Below are 16,931 nucleotides of genomic sequence, written 5' to 3'. Positions count from 1 at the left end.
ACTACTGCATAAAAAAAACCGGAGCCCATCGGACTCCGGTTTTTTTTATGCCTGCCAACTACTGGATGACCATGCGCGTGGTGGCTACATGATCTCCCGTATTCACATGTATGAAGTAGATGCCTTTGGGAAACAGTTTGGCCGAAAGGGCATATGTATGTGTTCCTGCCGAAAGGAGTGCAGACGGTTGCAAGGTATAGAGCGCCCTTCCCGTGACATCATACACATTGATATCAACAGCTGAACGGTGGGTCAGATGAAATTGGAGGGTGGCTTCATCCGAAAACGGATTCGGGTACAACCGCATTCCAATGGCATCCGCATCCTGTTCACCTATGCCGATGTAGCCGGTTCCGGACAGGTTAAGGTCGTCCAAGTAGATGTTGTTTCCACCATCACCGGTGAATTCGAACATCACCCTTATCTTATCAGCTCCTGCATAGGGGCCGAGGCTGACGGTTTCTTCACGCCAGTCGGATGTGCCGGAAGGTGTGAATTCAAAGGATTGCGCCGACACAGTGGCCAACTGTGTGCCTGATTTCTGACTTCGCAAGGCCCAAGATTTTCCGCAGTTGGTAGATACGTACACTTTCAGTTTGTCATTGTCAGATGAAGTGTTCTGCGCGAATGCAACTTTGTAGGTGAGCTTGGGAGACAGGATGGAATCGATGTCGTATGTCGGACTAATGATCCGGTCTTTGTGGTTGGTAGCGTTCAGGTCGTTGCGTAAGCGCAGGCATGCCGAGCCTGAGTAGGAGGTGGCAGACGTACGTTCCCAGCCAATGCTTGCATCCGGGTTCTCAATTACCCAGTTGTTGCTGACGTAGGTTGCATCTTCAAAACCTTCTGTGAACGGCATTACTTTCTCCACAGCCGTTGCCGGACTAACCACAATGTAGTTGGTCTTGAGTTCCACATCGGAGCCGGTGCTGTTGGAAGCGGTGAGAGATACGTTGTAAGTGCCGGCGGTATTATATGTCACATACGGCGTGGAGTCAGTTGAACTGGCTGGGGTACCTCCTGAAAATGTCCAGTTCCATGAACTGGGTTTGCCGTTCCATGACTTGTCAAAGAACTGAACGGAATCGCCCTCGCACAGGTAAATGGTGCTGCTCTCGAATTCGGCATGGGGCGTACACAGGGTAGCGGGTGTACCGTCGGTACCCGTGGCGGCCAGGTTGGATGAACTCCACAGGTTGTTCCGGCCGGATGTGGAAGAGTTGAGCGTGGCCAGCATCCTCGCTTTCTGACCTTCGGTGAACAGGTTCTCGCAATTGCCGTTGCTGTAATCCATATAATTCTGATACATGTCGCCGTTCGGTCCGTTGCTGCATGTTACATGCGGAAATGATGGGCATCCGCTGTTGGATGCTTCCTGGGTCGGCGTGTCGGATACCTGGTCGTTGCCACATGTTGCATCGCCCCAAATGTGCCGAAGGTTCAGCCAGTGTCCTACTTCATGGGTGGCGGTACGGCCACGGTAGGTTTGGCTGGCTGTGCCCATCACACCCCAGTAGTCGTTCCGAACCACCACACCATCTGTAGATGAGTTTCCACCGGGGAATTGGGCAAACCCGATAATGAATCCACTGGTTCCGCTGGTATTCTCGATGGTTTTGACCAGCCATACGTTCAGGTATTTGTTGGCCGGCCAGACGATCAGGCCTTTCACATTGTTCCGGGCCTCATTGGTTAGTTCTGAATAGGTTCGCGTAATGCCGTTGGTGCAATTTCCATTGGGGTCTTTCTGGGCGAGTCGGAATTCGATCTCGCTATCGGCAGCGATGGATTTCCACACGCTTTGTGTTTTGTTGGTATCGTTGTTCAGGCGACGGAAGTCTTCGTTGAGCACCCGTATGCCGTCCTGGATTTGTGCATCCGATATGTTTTCCGCACCACCTTCATGAATCACGTGTACCACGACCGGTATGATCTTAACGGCGCCGGAGGTTTTGCCTGTGGCTGCTTGCTTTCGTTGTTCCACAAAGGCTTGTGTGAAGCGTTCCAGCTCGGCGCGCTTTATGGCAATCGATGGATCTTTGGCTTCCTCTTCTTTTTGCATCACGTGGGTCAAACAAGGTTCCGGTGATGGGTTTTCCTGTGCATGTAAATACGTGAAAGAACCCGGGATCAAAAGCAAAGCAACAAAAGTCAAAAGTTGTTTCATGACGGTGAATTTATGCAATACACGAAAAGAGTTTTGGGCGATGAGGCCACCCATCGGACACACGAACTAACAAAAAAAATATGGAATTCGATTCCTAAAAATACACACACTGCGGGGCAAAGACAATGCCCACACCCAAAAATAGCAAAAAAAACCAGTGTTTCGGCCGGTTATTGCTGGTTGATTTCGATGAATCGTTCGATTTGTTTGGCCCTTCCGAACACAATGATGGTGTCGGTTTCGTACAAGACGGTTTCGGGTTTGGGCACGCCGATCACGTGTTGTTCCTTGATCACCTCATCGTCTTTGGTCACTTCGAACTCGCGTTTGAGTGTGATGAGGTTCAGGTTGTATTTGTTGCGAAGGTCCACATCATCCAGTGTGCGGTTGGCGATGCCCTTTGGTGTTCGGATCTCCACGATTTCGTAATCGTCGGGAAGCTGAAGGAAGGAAACCACGTTGGGATTCAGCAGTCGTTCCGCCACCACCAGACCTACTTCGTCTTCCGGTGAAAGCACTTCGTTGACACCGATCTTTTCAAGAATCATCCGCTGGTGCGGGTCATTGGCGCGGGCGATCACCCTTTTCACTTTGAGTTCCTGCAGCAGAACCGTGGTTAGCAACAAGGCCTCGAAATCTTCACCGATGGCTACCACCACAGCATCCACGTCCTGGATATTCTGGGCTTTCAGTGCCTTCTTGTCGGTGGCGTCCAGGGCCACGGCATAGGCCACATCGTCCTGGATGTTCTCAATGTGGTTTTCGTTGTTGTCGATGGCAATTACTTCGGCGCCCCTGTTGGCAAGGGTTTTGGCGATGGCAGTTCCGAACTGCCCCAATCCGATCACGGCGAATTTGTTTGCTTTCATCGTGCAATGAATTCCTGCTGTGTGGTTGCTTTGGCAATGGCTTGTTCAAGATCTGCAATCAGGTCGTCTGCATTTTCAATGCCCACGCTCAGGCGTATCAACGTATCCGCGAGCCCGTTTTTCTCCCTTTCCTCTTTGGGGATAGCGGCGTGTGTCATGGAGGCGGGGTGTCCGATCAGGGATTCCACGCCGCCCAGGGATTCTGCCAGGGAGAACCATTTGGTATTGGAGATCAGATCCAGTGCCTGGTCCATCTGATTGCCCTTCAATGTGAATGAGATCATGCCACCGAAACCGCGCATTTGTTTTTTAGCTACTTCATGGTTGTCATGATCGGGAAACCCGGGCCAATAAACTTTATCTACCTGGGAATGTGCTTTCAGGTACCTGGCGATTTTTTCTCCGTTCTCGCAATGGCGGTCCATCCGCACGTGCAGGGTTTTGATGCCGCGAAGGGCCAGGAAACAATCTTGCGGTCCCGGCACTCCACCCGTGCTGTTCTGGATGAAATGCAGGCGGTCTTTCAATGCATCGTCGTTGCAAATAAGTGCGCCCATCACCAGGTCGGAATGTCCGCCGAGGTACTTGGTCACCGAATGCATGCTGATATCGGCACCCAAGTCAAGAGGACTTTGCAGGTATGGCGTAGCGAATGTATTATCAACAGCTACCAGGCAACCGTGCTTTTTGGAAATCTCCACCACCTTACGGATGTCGATGATGTTCATCAGCGGGTTGGTGGGTGTTTCCGCCCAAACCAGCCGGGTTTGAGGTGTGATATGCGACTCCAGGTCTTCGGCATTGCGCATGCCGATGAACTTAAATGAGATGCCGTAAGTGGAGAAAATCTTGGTGTAGATACGGTAGGTGCCTCCGTACAGGTCGTTGGTGGAAATCACTTCATCGCCTGGTTTCAACAGTTTCAGTACCGCATCAATGGCTGCCAGTCCGCTGGCAAAGCAAAGTCCGTGCTTACCGTTTTCCAGTGCAGCCAGGTTATCTTCCAGTGCCTTGCGCGTGGGGTTGGAAGTTCTGGAATACTCATATCCTTTGTGCATTCCCGGTCTTTCCTGAACATATGTAGAGGTTTGATAAACCGGGGTCATGATCGCCCCTGTTGCCGGATCAGGATCTTGTCCGGCGTGGATCGCCTTGGTTTCGAATTTCATAATACCACACTATTAATGAACCTCTCCCTTCCTTCGTTGCCGGCCAGGCCTGGTTGGTGGGGAAAGGACGAGGAAGATCAAACAAAGGTATTAATTAAATACAGATATTTGCCCCGTCCCAATTGTGGTTTTTCCTTATTAAAATCCGAGGTACCGGATCCATCCGGCGGGTGTGGATATGGCTGTTTTGAGAAAAGAAGAAAGAGGTGCGCACCTTGCGCTGTTGGGCGCCAACCTGATTTATGGTGGCAACTATACGGTGGCCAAGGGTTTGATGCCGAACTTCATTGAACCGCTCGGGTTCGTGGTTACACGGGCATCCGTTGCCCTGGTGTTGTTCGTGTTGGTTAGCCTCAGGCATAAACGTGCTGCCTTCACTGCCAGGGAATATGGCTTGCTGGCCCTTTGTGGGATGTTCGGGGTTGCATTCAACCAATCGCTGTTTTTTTCCGGACTGGCGCTTACACATGAGATCAATGCATCCATCATCATGATCTCTAGTCCCATCATGGTGGTACTCATGGGTGTGCTGGTATTGAAGGAGGTGCTGACCATGCGCAAGATTGTCGGGATCCTGCTGGGATGTTCCGGTGCGGCATTCCTGATTCTCTATGGGAAAGACCTTTCCTTCGGATCTGATACACTGAAGGGTGATCTCATGGTATTCCTGAATGCCACTTCATACAGCATCTACCTTATCCTGGTGAAGCCCATGATGCGCAAACACAGTCCGTTCGTGGTCATCAGCTGGATCTTTTTCTTCGGCTCCCTGTTTGTGTTACCGTTCGGGCACGAACAATTCATGCATGCAAAGTGGGATGCGATGGAAACCCGCCAGTGGGTGGGGGTGGCGTACGTGTGCATCGGCACCACTTTTCTCGCGTATTTGCTGAACATTGTCGCGCTGAAAACGGCCAGTCCATCACTGGTTAGTTTTTACATTTACCTTCAGCCGTTTTTTGCGTCGGTGATTGCGTTGTCATTGGGAAGGGATAGCCTGACAACAGACAAGATCATTGCAGCTGTGCTGATATTCACCGGTGTTTTTCTGGTGAGCCGCCCTGCTTCGGTTAAATCTGCAAATGCTGCCTGAACCAACCGGTTGTGAAAGGCGATTGCCAGACCTCACCTATTTGTTATTTTAGCAAAAAATAAGAGTATGATCAAATCAATGACAGGCTTCGGAAAGGCCGTGTGTGACCTACAAAACAGGTCGGTACATATTGAGATCAAATCGCTGAACAGTCGTCAGCTTGATCTGGGTGTACGGTTGCCGGCCATGTTGCGCGACAAGGAACCGGAAATACGCACCGAGTTGGCCAGGTGGTTGCAGAGAGGAAAGGTTGAACTCAACATCTTTGTGGAGAGTGCATCCAACATAAAAAATCAGGTCCTCAACCGGGACGTCATCGCCGCCTACTACAATGACATGGTGGATCTGACCGCTGAACTGGGGGCTTCCCAGAACGATATCATGTCCATGGTGATGCGTTTGCCGGATGTGATCCAAAATGAGAAAAGCGAGACCGATGAGAACGAGTGGTTCCAGATTCTCAATGCCCTGAAGAAGGTCATTGCCATGCTCGACGATTTCCGGTTGAGGGAAGGTAAAGTGATTGAAGAGGACTTCATCAAACGGATACTGAGCATCAAACGCCTGCTGAACAACATCGAAGGACCGGAAAAGGTGCGGATCACAACGGTCAAGGATCGCATCAAAACTCAACTCAAGCAAATGGAGGGTGGCGAGTCCGTAGACATGAACCGCTTCGAACAGGAGCTGATCTATTACCTCGAAAAGATGGACATCACCGAGGAAAAGACCCGCCTGAAGATCCACTGCGATTACTTCATCGAAACCCTTCAGGGTCGCGAATCGAGTGGAAAGAAACTGAACTTCATATCCCAGGAGATCGGCCGCGAAATCAACACCATCGGTTCAAAGGCCAACAACGCCGATATACAGAAAATTGTGGTGCAGATGAAAGAGGAGTTGGAAAGAGTAAAAGAGCAGGTGGCCAATATCCTTTAAGCATGGATGGCAAACTCATCATATTCTCTTCTCCTTCGGGTGCCGGTAAAACCACACTGGTAAAACACCTGCTGAAGCAGAACCTGGGTTTGTCTTTCTCCGTCTCCGCCACCAGCCGCCCTATGCGTGCGCACGAAACCGATGGCGTGGATTATCATTTCATGAACCAGGACACTTTCAAAAGGAAGGTGGACGAAGGGGCCTTCCTGGAATGGGAAGAGGTATACCCGGGATTGTTTTACGGCACCCTGCACACCGAAGTGGAAAACATGCTTTCTGCGGGGCGGAATGTGATCTTCGACGTGGATGTGGTGGGCGCTCTCAATATCAAGCAAGCCTTTCCCGACTCTTCACTGGCGGTTTTCGTAAGTCCCCCGTCGCTGGATGCGCTGGAAAAGCGATTACGCGGAAGAGGTACGGAAACCGAAGAAACCCTGAAACAGCGCCTCGCCAGGGCCCGCATGGAAATGGAATACGCCCCCAGGTTTGACCACATCATTATCAACGATGACCTGCAAAAGGCCCTGGAGGAAGCGGAAAGTGTGGTACGTTCCTTTTTGAACATACCCGCCTAGTCTGATGAAGACGGGGCTTCTTTTCGGTTCATTCAATCCCGTTCACGCCGGGCACCTCCACATAGCCAGGCAAATCCTCAACAGCGAAGACATCGGTGAAATCTGGTTTGTGGTGTCTCCGCAGAATCCGTTCAAACAGGACCAGGGTCTGCTGCCGGTGGAAGACCGGCTCGCCATCTTGCACCGTGTGCTCGACAACGAACCCGGACTCAGGATATGCGAAGTGGAACTTGACATGCCCAAACCTTCCTATACCGTGGATACACTGCGCAGACTTCACGCAGATCACCCCGATCGTTCGTTTGTGCTGATTATAGGCAGTGACAACCTGCCGGCCCTGCATCGGTGGAAAGACTATGAAACCCTGTTGCAACTAGCTGCTGTGTGGATCTATCACAGGCCCGGTTATGCAATTGTTCAGCGTGATCTGCCGCCCGGTGCTCATGTATGCGAGGGTGTGGAAACAGACGTGTCTTCCACGCGCATCCGTGAAGCTTTGCACACAGGAAAGTCAGTGGGGAGTGATTTGCCTCCCGGACTTGAATCCTGGATCCGGAACAAAGGTTATTACGCGGGTACCGCCTGAAGAAGGGACTCGAGAATCAGCAGTCCGTCGGTGTTACCCAACTCCGTATCGGCAGCCCGTTCGGGGTGGGGCATCATTCCGAAAACATTCCTGCCTTTGTTGCATACACCGGCGATGTGCTCAATGGATCCGTTCGGATTTGATTCGGGTTTGATTTGTCCGTTCGCATCGCAGTAACGGAACAGGATCTGGTCGTTGTCGTGCAGTTGTTTCAGTGTGGTTTCATCTGCATGGTAGCGTCCTTCGCCGTGGGCAATCGGGATTTTCAGGGCCTGTCCCGGTTTTGTACGGCTGGTGACCGCTGAATTTTGGGTGACGGGTGTGATGTACACATTCTCGCAAACGAACTTTTGTTGGTTGTTGTGCAAAAGGGCACCGGGCAACAGTCCGGATTCGCAAAGGATCTGGAATCCGTTACATATTCCGAACACGAGACCACCCTTTCCTGCAAACGCAATCACTTGTTCCATGATGGGAGAGAAGCGGGCGAGTGAACCTGAGCGCAGGTAATCGCCGTAGGAAAATCCACCCGGAAGAAAAATGACATCACAACCCTGCAGGTCATGATCCTTGTGCCATAAGGATACGGTTTCCATGCCCACCTTCTCGCGTGTCACATAGAGAAGATCCTGGTCGCAATTGGATCCCGGAAACGTTACCACACCTGCTTTCATAGTTCTGGTATTTTGTGTACTTGCCAACACCCGTGAAGCGGGCATTGTTCGCCGGCAAAGTTACGAAACAATGAGGCTCGGCCTAGCCGAGGAGCGAAATAAGTTCGTTCTGTACCAGCGCTGCCAGCAGGGCAGCCATGGCAAGGTCGGCGTAGATCCTTTTCACAAGGCAGAGAAAATTGGCGACCAGCAATGCCAGGGGAATGGCAAGGGCATTTACGAGTTGAGGTTGTCTGAAGATGATGAGGGCAAGTGCACAAAAGCCGGTCAGGGTCAGCAACAACCGGATGCTTTGTTTGCTCCGGAGTGTTCGTTGGTTGAACTGCAGCACGGTGGTGGCAACAGCCCACAGGGTGAGTCCGGTCCCAACCAGCCATAAGATCCAGGAACGCCCGAGGTTCAGGACGGACAGATGTGTGTATTTCGGCTGCAACAATTCGCCGAACGGTCGGTTGGTTACATAAAAAAAACAGGCGATGAACAACCATGGCAGGCCTGCGCCGATTAAAGGGATGAGCCATTCGCGCCAGTTAAACGGCCGGAAAAAGTTCAATCCGAACCAGATCACCGGGAAGAACATCAGGTAATAAGGTGAGAACAACGAGGCGGTACCAAGTAACAGGCCCGTGTCAAGCACCATCTCATGGATGGGTCCTTTCCGGTGCATGGCCAGTATCTTGCCGAACATCAATACCATCAATACATTGGCCGGCAGGGCTTCATTCAGGTGCAGGATGGGAGCCAGGGCCGATGAGAACACCACCACCAGCAGTCCGGGCAGGTAGGTGTTCCGGGCGTCAAACTCATTGTCGGATACCACCCGGTTCAACAGGTAGGCGCTGAGACAAATCAGTGTACAGGCAATCAGGAGCGACAGCAACGGGAAGCCGAAAGACAATTCTTTCAGCAGGAGGAAAAGTGTGGTTCCGTTTTTTTGGTCGACGGATCCGGCAAAAATTCCAGGCACATAGAAGACCAGGCATAGAATGGGAATCAGCAGCAGCACAACCGGCCCACGGTTTTTGAACAGTTGGATCATGACGTCAGGTGGCTAGGAGGCTTTCCCAAACTTTATCGTGGTTTGCAAAAAGAATTGTTTACTTTTACCATCAAATCGTAGGACCATGAATGATTTCTTTCACGCACTTGGAAACTTGTACAGTTCGACTTTCCCGATTCTGGAGGGTTTGGGTAACCTGCCCAACGTCGCGCTGATTGTGGTTGGTTTCGGGTTCTTTTTTTATTGGGTTGGTCAAATGGCCAAATTTGAGAAGAGCGAATCCAAGTAAGCTCAGCCCTGATTTTTAGTTCCCTGCCTTTTCGGTTGCTTCCACCAGGTCGAAACCGATATCTTTCCTGAAATACATTTTGTCAAAGGCGATTTGTCCGATCGTGCGGTACGAGCGGGTCAGTGCCTGTGTAATGTTTGTTCCGCGCGATGTGACCGCAAGCACCCGTCCGCCTTTGGTCACGATCCTTCCCCCTTCATCACGGCCGGTTCCGGCTTGAAAAATGAGGCTTTCACTCGGTTTATCAATGCCGCGTACCGGAATGTTTTTCTCGTACGCTTCGGGGTAACCGCCGGATACCATCACCACAGTCACCACGGTATCGTTGCTGATCTGTAAGTTGGCGCCGGCGAGTTCACCACGGGCGCATGCGGTAAGCAGTTCTACCAGATCACACTCCAGCCGTGGCATTACCACCTCGGTTTCCGGGTCACCCATTCGCACGTTGTATTCGATCACAAAGGGATCACCATTGACGTTCATCAGGCCGATGAAAATAAATCCGGTATAGGGGATCTTGTCCAGCTGGAGGCCACGGATGGTGGGAATCACAACCCGTTCTTCCACCTTGTTCAGGAAAGCCACAGTCGCGAAGGGTACCGGAGAGACGGCACCCATGCCACCGGTATTTAACCCGGTGTCACCTTCCCCAATGCGTTTGTAATCTTTCGCGGATGGAAGGATTCGATAAGAGGTACCATCGGTAAGCACAAAAACAGAGAGCTCGATGCCTTCCAGAAACGCTTCGATCACCACTTTGTCGCCTGCTGTTCCGAATTTGCTGTCCACCATCATGTCTTGCAATGCCTGCTGTGCCGAGGCTTTTTCTTCGCAAATCAGCACGCCTTTTCCGGCGGCCAGACCATCTGCTTTGATGACATATGGCGGCTGTACCTGATCCAGGTAGGCTGTGGCGTCTTCCAATTGTGATTTATCAAAAGATGCATAGGCCGCGGTGGGTATTCCATGGCGTTGCATGAAGTCTTTCGCAAAATCCTTGCTGCCTTCCAGCATGGCGCCTGCCTGTGCGGGCCCGATGAACAGGATGTCTTTCAGATCGGGGTGGTTGGCGAAATGGTCTCTGATGCCCCTGACCAGGGGTTCTTCGGGACCAACTACTACCATGCCGATTTCATGTTCACGCACGGCTCCGGCTACAGCTTCAAAGTCGAGCGGGTTCAGTTGCAGGTTGGTGCCGAGTTGTTCGGTGCCCGGGTTACCGGGTGCGATGTACAACTTTTCGAGTTGCGGGCTTTGATGTAGTTTCCAGGCGATGGCGTGTTCGCGTCCGCCCGATCCGATCAGTAGTATGCGCATGTTTTAATCAAAAAAGTAAATCAAAGCGGGATGTTGCCATGTTTTTTTCTGGGCAGCACATCGGCCTTGTTTTTTAACATATCAAAAGCTTTGATCAGCTTCTCTCTTGTGTCTTCCGGTTTGATGACCTCATCAATATACCCCCTGGCAGCTGCACGGTACGGATGTGCGAACATCTCTGTGTATTCCTGTTCTTTTTCCTGCCATTTCTTTTCCGGGTCGTCGGCATTCGCGATCTCTTTGCGGAAGATGATCTCGGCGGCACCTTTGGCACCCATCACGGCGATCTCAGCTGTCGGCCAGGCGAAGTTCATATCGGCACCGATGTGTTTGGAATTCATCACATCATAAGCACCGCCGTAAGCTTTGCGGGTGATCACCGTGATGCGTGGAACGGTAGCTTCACAGAATGCATACAGCAGTTTGGCGCCGTTTGAGATGATGGCGTTCCATTCCTGGTCGGTGCCGGGAAGGAATCCGGGCACGTCTTCAAAAACAAGCAATGGAATGTTGAATGAATCGCAGAAGCGAACGAAGCGTGCGGCTTTCTTTGATGCGTTGATGTCGAGCACCCCCGCCAGGAATGCGGGCTGGTTGGCCACGATACCGATGGACTTGCCCGCCATTCGTGCAAAGCCCACCACAATGTTTTCCGCGTATCCACCATGTACTTCCAGGAAGCTGTCGGCATCCACCACGCCCAGGATCACCTCTTTGATGTCGTAGGGTTGTTGGGCGTTGGCAGGAATGATGCTGTTCAGTTTCGGGCGTTTTTCATCGCTTGAATCGTAAGGGTAGGCGGGAGATTCTTCTTCACAGTTCTGGGGAATGTATGAAAGCAGTTGTTTGATGTGGTTGATGCAGGCCACCTCATTGGCGCATGAGAAGTGGGTTACTCCTGATTTGGACATGTGCGTGGAGGCACCGCCCAGTTCTTCGGAAGACACCTCTTCGTGAGTCACGGTTTTCACTACGTTCGGACCGGTCACGAACATGTACGATGTTTTTTCCACCATCAGGATGAAATCGGTGATGGCGGGTGAATATACGGCACCGCCGGCGCATGGCCCCATGATGGCGGAGATCTGAGGGATTACACCGGATGCAAGGGTATTTCGGTAGAAGATGTCAGCGTATCCTCCGAGAGACACCACACCTTCCTGGATACGGGCACCGCCGGAGTCATTCAATCCGATCACGGGGGCGCCGTTTTTCATGGCCAGGTCCATGATGCGGCATATCTTTTCCGCATGGGCTTCCGACAGGGAACCTCCGAACACGGTGAAGTCCTGTGAGAATACATATACGAGTCGGCCGTGGATGGTTCCGTAACCGGTTACCACGCCGTCGCCGGGGTACACTTCTTTTTCAAGTCCGAATTGGTTGGAGCGATGGGTTACCAGCATGCCGATCTCTTCGAACGAGCCTTCATCCATCAGAAAATGGATGCGTTCACGCGCCGTAAGCTTTCCTTTGTTGTGTTGGCTGTCGATGCGTTGTTGACCACCGCCCAGCATGGCTTCGGCCTTTTTGTCTTCCAGAATTTTGAAAGGGTCCTTCATGTGCTTGTCAGACGATTGGGCTCCAGCCTTTTTTTTCACAATATCTTTTGTATCGGTTGGTTTCATGTGTAGCAGCTAAACGGCCGGCAGGTCGGGCGCCGGACGGGAGATAAAGGTAACAAAAAACCCCGCACGTATTCAGGTGCGGGGTGGCATGTTGGAGGGGAATTGCCTTAGAAGCCGACCAGGGTGACGCCGGCTGAGAATGCATACAGTTCAGGACCTTTATTTTTTTCAAACAACGGGGTCAGGGCATAGTCGGCGAACACGGTGAACTTGCCGTATCCTACCCTTACCGTGGCACTCAGTTGGAATGGGTTCAGGTTGTAGTGACCGGCCACTCTTTCCACATGCTTGTCACCGTCTACCTCATATTTCTGTTTCAGGCGGGCACCGATCTTGTATCCGCCCAGCACGCCTCCGGCGATATGGAAGGTGCGTTTCGGGTCGTCGCTTGTGTTGAATTCCAGCAATACCGGCAGTTGCACGTAGGTGACCTTCAGTTTGTTCTTGTTGTAATCGATGGTTGTATCGGGAACGGAAAAGGTGGAGTCGGCATTCACCACCAGGTTCATGTTCTTCTTAAAGGCATAGCCGTGAAAGCTCAATCCCAGTCCGGTCACGATTCCTACATATTCCTTCACGATCTTGATTTTCGTTTCGAACAGGTTCACGTTCCAAACCTGCGAACGGGCGTAGTCAAGTTCATACGGGGCCAGGTTACCGGTCATGCCGGTCTTGTGGTTGGCATTCATGAATCCGTTTACACCCAGGTCAATGCCGTCCCAGTGGGCCAGTTTTTCTTCCTTCCCGTCATTGTCATTATCATTGTCACCATTGATGGTGTCGTTGGATGCATCCGGGGCGCTTTGATCCACCATCAGGATTTTCATGGTGCCCAATTTGAACGTGGTGGTATCTGAGGTCTTTTCGGATTCCTGTGCGTTGCTGTTCATCCAGGGCAGGATCATCATCAGTAAAATACATACTTTCTTCATGGCTGTTCAGATTAGATTCTGTACATGGGACGGTTGGGTACCCCCGAAATGTTACAGGCTGGGATTGGTATTTTTTGTGCGGGAGAAACCGAACTTGCCGATCTTCACATTGAAGGCCGCCAGTTGTCCGTTGTTGCCTACGGTTCTGTCTACCTCCACTTTCTTCCCGAGCAGTTTGCCGGCTCCGCGTGCAACGGCTTCGGTTACGTCGGCACCACTAATCGAGGGGTCGGATTCGTGTTTGCGGTTCAGTGCTTTTTCCTTGGCTTTGATGGCGAGTGCATCCAGCAAGGTGGGTGTATCCGTTGCCGGGGCCTGGGCAACTGCGGTAACCGTTGGTTGCTGAATCGGGGTCTTGTCCGTGAATTCGGGAGTACTCTCCGGGATGGCGGCTACCAATGGTGTTTCTTTTTTCATTTGCACCGGCTCAATCCGTTGATCCACCTGACCGGGTTGATCAGCATCATTTTTCGGGGTGCTTTCCGGCGCCGGGTGGATTTCTTTTTCTGCAGGGGTCGGATGATCAGGGTGTACATGCGCGGTTACCGTTGATGCATGTACCACGGTAGGGGCAGGAGAAGCAGGTGCCGGTGTTGAAACCGAAGGTGTTTGAGGCGACGGTTGGGGATCGGTATGTTGAGCTTGGGCTTGATCCGGAAAGGCGTTTTCCTGCAACGCGGGTGCTGGCAGGGTTGCCACCTGGGGAGCTTCGGTTTGCCACGGCACAAACAACATGGCGACCATCAGTACCGCTGCAGCAGCGGCATAGGGAAGGAATGCGGGGATGATCCTGCGCTCCTTTTTCAGGCTCGGTTTGTTCGCAAAAACAATGCTTGCATCCGGTTGCATGCGGGTCAGCGCAAACAGCTTCCTGTCTTTCTTGTTTTCCGGATGCGCTTCCAGATAGGCCTGTAAAGTGTTTTCTTCATCGGGCGACAGCAATCCTTCCAGACTGGCGACCAGGTGATCATCCAGGTTGCCCGGGTAAATTCCTTGTCCGTAATCAGGCTTCTTCAGGTCTTCCTTTCCTGGCATTGCCCGTTCATCGGAGATGAGCGGCAGGGCATTTGTCAGGTCTTCATCCAGGGAGAGATCGAGTTCGGGATGGTTTTCCAGGAACAGCAGCAACTCTGCCACCTGCTCCGCGGAGAGGCGACCTTCTGCATAATCCAGCAGGTAGGCTTCTACATTATGTTCATTGATCATGTTCATAAAACGGCCTCCACGCTTCCGAGTATTTTTTTGAGTGTCTGACGTCCGCGGAAAATATACACCTTCACCTGGCTTTCCGTCAGCTGCATGATCTGCCCGATTTCATCATAGGAATAACCTTCATAGTCGCGCAGCAGGATCACCGAACGCTGTGCTTCCGGCAGGGTGGCTAGGGCATCGTCCAGGATCTTCTTCAGTTCGAAGTTTTTCTGTTGGGTGGCGAGGGTCATGGGCTTGGCTTCCTCCATACTTCCGATCTTTTTCTCCCTGCGGATCTTGTCGATCATGGTATGGTAACCTGCCGTGAATAGGTATGATTTGCATTTTTCAAACGGAACATCGGCCACCTTGATCCAGAGCTTTTCAAAGGTATCCTGCACCACATCACGTGCTTTCTCTTCATCCTTGATGTTTTTCAGGATGAAGCGGTAAAGTCCGTCGGCGTGCATGTCCACGCACTGGTTGTATTCCCTGGTGGTCATTATTGATGCTTGTGAACGTGGGACGGCTACCCTCCGTTGAATGTTACAGCCGGTTTTAAAAAATCAATTTCAGGCATGTAGATATATGCCACAAAGGCACCAAGACACAAAGGTACACGGAATGTATGTCTGTTTTTCTCTTTGCGCCTTTGTGTCTTCGTGGCAACTTTACTGGTGTCGAAAAAATGTCGATCAATCCAGTTTCAGCACGGCAAGGAAGGCCTGCTGGGGCACTTCCACATTGCCCACCTGGCGCATGCGTTTTTTCCCCTTCTTTTGTTTTTCAAGCAGTTTCCGTTTCCGGGAGATATCACCGCCGTAACATTTGGCGGTCACGTCTTTTCTCAACGCCCTGACCGTTTCACGTGCGATGATCTTGGCGCCGATGGAAGCCTGGATGGCAATCTCGAACTGTTGTCGGGGAAGCAGTTCCTTCAGTTTTTCACACATCCGTCTTCCAAAAGAATAAGCATGATCGGTATGAATGAGTGCGGATAAGGCATCCACGGGTTCGCTGTTGAGGCGGATATCGAGGCGTACCAGTTTGGACTGGCGGTATTCCAGGGGTTGGTAATCGAACGATGCATATCCCTTGGAGATGCTTTTTAGCTTGTCGTAGAAGTCGAAAATAATTTCACTCAACGGCATGTCAAAGCTGAGTTCCACGCGGTCGGTAGTGATGTACACCTGGTTCTTGAGCACGCCGCGTTTGTCGATGCACAGGCTCATGATGGCGCCGGTGTATTCGGCCATGGTGATCACCTGCGCAGAAATGTAAGGTTCTTCGATGTAGTCGAGCACAGTGGGATCGGGCAGATCGGAAGGGTTGTTGAGCAGCAGCTTTTCTCCCTTCTTGGTATAGGCAAAATAAGATACGTTGGGAACGGTGGTGATCACCGACATGTTGAATTCGCGTTCGAGGCGTTCCTGGATGATCTCCATGTGCAGGAGGCCGAGGAATCCGCAACGAAAACCGAAGCCCAGCGCGGCGGAAGATTCCGGTTCGAATGTCAGGGAAGCATCGTTCAGCTGGAGTTTTTCGATGGATGCACGCAACTCTTCATAATCCTCACTGTCGACCGGATAGATACCTGCGAATACCATTGGTTTTACATCCTCAAACCCCTTGATGGCTTCCTTGCACGGGCGTTCTACCTGTGTGATGGTATCTCCCACCTTTACTTCGCGTGCATCCTTGATACCTGAAATGATATAGCCCACATCGCCTGCGGAGATGTTTTGGCGGCTTTCCATGCCCAGGCGCAGCACCCCGATCTCGTCGGCCAGGTAACGTTTACCCGTGTTCACGAATTTAACCTGGTCGTTCTTGTTGATCTTTCCGTTGTAAATCCGGAAGTAAGCGATGATACCGCGGTAGGAATTGAATACCGAGTCGAAGATAAGCGCCTGAAGGGGTGCTTCCGGGTCTCCTTTGGGGTGAGGGATGCGATGTACGATCGCCTTCAGGATGTCATGCACACCTACGCCGGTTTTGCCACTGGCGTGGAGAATCTCTTCCTCTTTACAACCCAGCAGGTCAATGATCTGGTCACTTACCGCTTCGGGATTTGCACCGGGCAGGTCGATCTTGTTTAGTACGGGAATGATCTCCAGGTCGTGTTCCAGTGCCAGGTAGAGGTTGGATATGGTTTGTGCCTGAATGCCCTGTGCGGCATCCACCACCAGCAATGCACCTTCGCAGGCTGCGATGGAGCGCGATACTTCGTAGGAAAAGTCCACGTGACCCGGGGTATCGATGAGGTTGAGCACGTATTTCTCACCGTCCAGTTCGTAGTTCATCTGGATGGCGTGGCTCTTGATGGTGATGCCTCTTTCCCGTTCGAGGTCCATGTTGTCGAGGACCTGGGCTTGCAAATCTTTTTTAGAAACAGTGTTGGTATACTCCAATAACCGGTCTGCCAGCGTGCTCTTCCCGTGGTCGATATGGGCGATGATGCAAAAGTTGCGAAACTGTTTCATGGCGGCAAAAATACGCCAA

At 51.8% G+C, this 16,931-nt stretch carries 15 protein-coding genes; 4 read left to right on the top strand and 11 right to left on the bottom strand.

Going from position 1 to position 16,931, the window contains the following annotated elements:
* Window positions 1–58: 58 nt before the first annotated feature.
* The 3 genes from H6585_13800 to H6585_13790 form a co-directional block, all read right to left on the bottom strand.
* Window positions 59–2,167 (bottom strand): choice-of-anchor J domain-containing protein, encoded by a 2,109-nt coding sequence (locus H6585_13800; GenBank protein ID MCB9449403.1) that lies wholly within the window; start codon window positions 2,165–2,167, stop codon window positions 59–61.
* Between the two features lie 170 nt (window positions 2,168–2,337).
* Window positions 2,338–3,036, bottom strand: coding sequence for a TrkA family potassium uptake protein (locus H6585_13795; GenBank protein MCB9449402.1), 699 nt, complete (start codon window positions 3,034–3,036; stop codon window positions 2,338–2,340).
* Complete coding sequence (locus tag H6585_13790) at window positions 3,033–4,205, bottom strand: cystathionine gamma-synthase (GenBank protein MCB9449401.1); 1,173 nt, start codon at window positions 4,203–4,205, stop codon at window positions 3,033–3,035. Before H6585_13790 ends, H6585_13795 begins: the two co-directional genes overlap by 4 nt.
* A gap of 178 nt (window positions 4,206–4,383) precedes the next feature.
* Here H6585_13790 and H6585_13785 point away from each other — a divergent pair, with 178 nt between their 5' ends.
* From H6585_13785 to nadD, 4 genes are all read left to right on the top strand, one after another.
* A complete protein-coding gene (locus tag H6585_13785; GenBank protein ID MCB9449400.1) occupies window positions 4,384–5,298 on the top strand; it encodes a DMT family transporter in 915 nt (304 codons plus the stop codon).
* A 66-nt stretch (window positions 5,299–5,364) separates the two neighbouring features.
* Complete coding sequence (locus tag H6585_13780) at window positions 5,365–6,237, top strand: YicC family protein (protein MCB9449399.1); 873 nt, start codon at window positions 5,365–5,367, stop codon at window positions 6,235–6,237.
* A 2-nt stretch (window positions 6,238–6,239) separates the two neighbouring features.
* Window positions 6,240–6,812: a guanylate kinase gene (gmk, locus tag H6585_13775; protein ID MCB9449398.1), complete on the top strand. Its 573-nt coding sequence runs from the start codon at window positions 6,240–6,242 to the stop codon at window positions 6,810–6,812.
* A gap of 4 nt (window positions 6,813–6,816) precedes the next feature.
* Window positions 6,817–7,398, top strand: coding sequence for a nicotinate (nicotinamide) nucleotide adenylyltransferase (gene nadD / locus H6585_13770; GenBank protein MCB9449397.1), 582 nt, complete (start codon window positions 6,817–6,819; stop codon window positions 7,396–7,398).
* Here the strand turns inward: nadD and purQ are convergent.
* The 8 genes from purQ to lepA all read right to left on the bottom strand — a co-directional run bounded on the left by purQ (window position 7,380) and on the right by lepA (window position 16,912).
* Entirely contained in the window at window positions 7,380–8,072 is a 693-nt protein-coding gene (purQ, locus tag H6585_13765) for a phosphoribosylformylglycinamidine synthase subunit PurQ (protein ID MCB9449396.1), read from the bottom strand. The genes nadD and purQ overlap by 19 nt on opposite strands.
* Before the next feature lie 82 nt (window positions 8,073–8,154).
* Window positions 8,155–9,111 (bottom strand): hypothetical protein, encoded by a 957-nt coding sequence (locus tag H6585_13760; GenBank protein ID MCB9449395.1) that lies wholly within the window; start codon window positions 9,109–9,111, stop codon window positions 8,155–8,157.
* A 265-nt stretch (window positions 9,112–9,376) separates the two neighbouring features.
* A complete protein-coding gene (gene purD / locus H6585_13755) occupies window positions 9,377–10,678 on the bottom strand; it encodes a phosphoribosylamine--glycine ligase (protein ID MCB9449394.1) in 1,302 nt (433 codons plus the stop codon).
* Between the two features lie 20 nt (window positions 10,679–10,698).
* A complete protein-coding gene (locus H6585_13750; GenBank protein MCB9449393.1) occupies window positions 10,699–12,240 on the bottom strand; it encodes an acyl-CoA carboxylase subunit beta in 1,542 nt (513 codons plus the stop codon).
* Window positions 12,241–12,413: 173 nt separating this feature from the next.
* Window positions 12,414–13,238, bottom strand: a complete 825-nt coding sequence (locus H6585_13745) for a PorT family protein (GenBank protein MCB9449392.1) — start codon at window positions 13,236–13,238, stop codon at window positions 12,414–12,416.
* A 51-nt stretch (window positions 13,239–13,289) separates the two neighbouring features.
* Complete coding sequence (locus tag H6585_13740; protein ID MCB9449391.1) at window positions 13,290–14,450, bottom strand: hypothetical protein; 1,161 nt, start codon at window positions 14,448–14,450, stop codon at window positions 13,290–13,292.
* The gene (locus H6585_13735; protein MCB9449390.1) at window positions 14,447–14,932 is read right to left on the bottom strand and encodes an RNA polymerase sigma factor; all 486 of its coding nucleotides are present in this window, start codon (window positions 14,930–14,932) and stop codon (window positions 14,447–14,449) included. The genes H6585_13740 and H6585_13735 overlap by 4 nt, the downstream gene beginning before the upstream one ends.
* A 192-nt stretch (window positions 14,933–15,124) precedes the next feature.
* Window positions 15,125–16,912, bottom strand: a complete 1,788-nt coding sequence (gene lepA, locus H6585_13730) for an elongation factor 4 (protein MCB9449389.1) — start codon at window positions 16,910–16,912, stop codon at window positions 15,125–15,127.
* Window positions 16,913–16,931: the final 19 nt, after the last annotated feature.

It is taken from the genome of Flavobacteriales bacterium (assembly GCA_020635855.1).
Taxonomy (GTDB): domain Bacteria; phylum Bacteroidota; class Bacteroidia; order JACJYZ01; family JACJYZ01; genus JACJYZ01.
The sequence above is the reverse complement of the archived record's forward strand: the minus strand, read 5'-3'. Positions and strand labels throughout refer to the sequence as shown.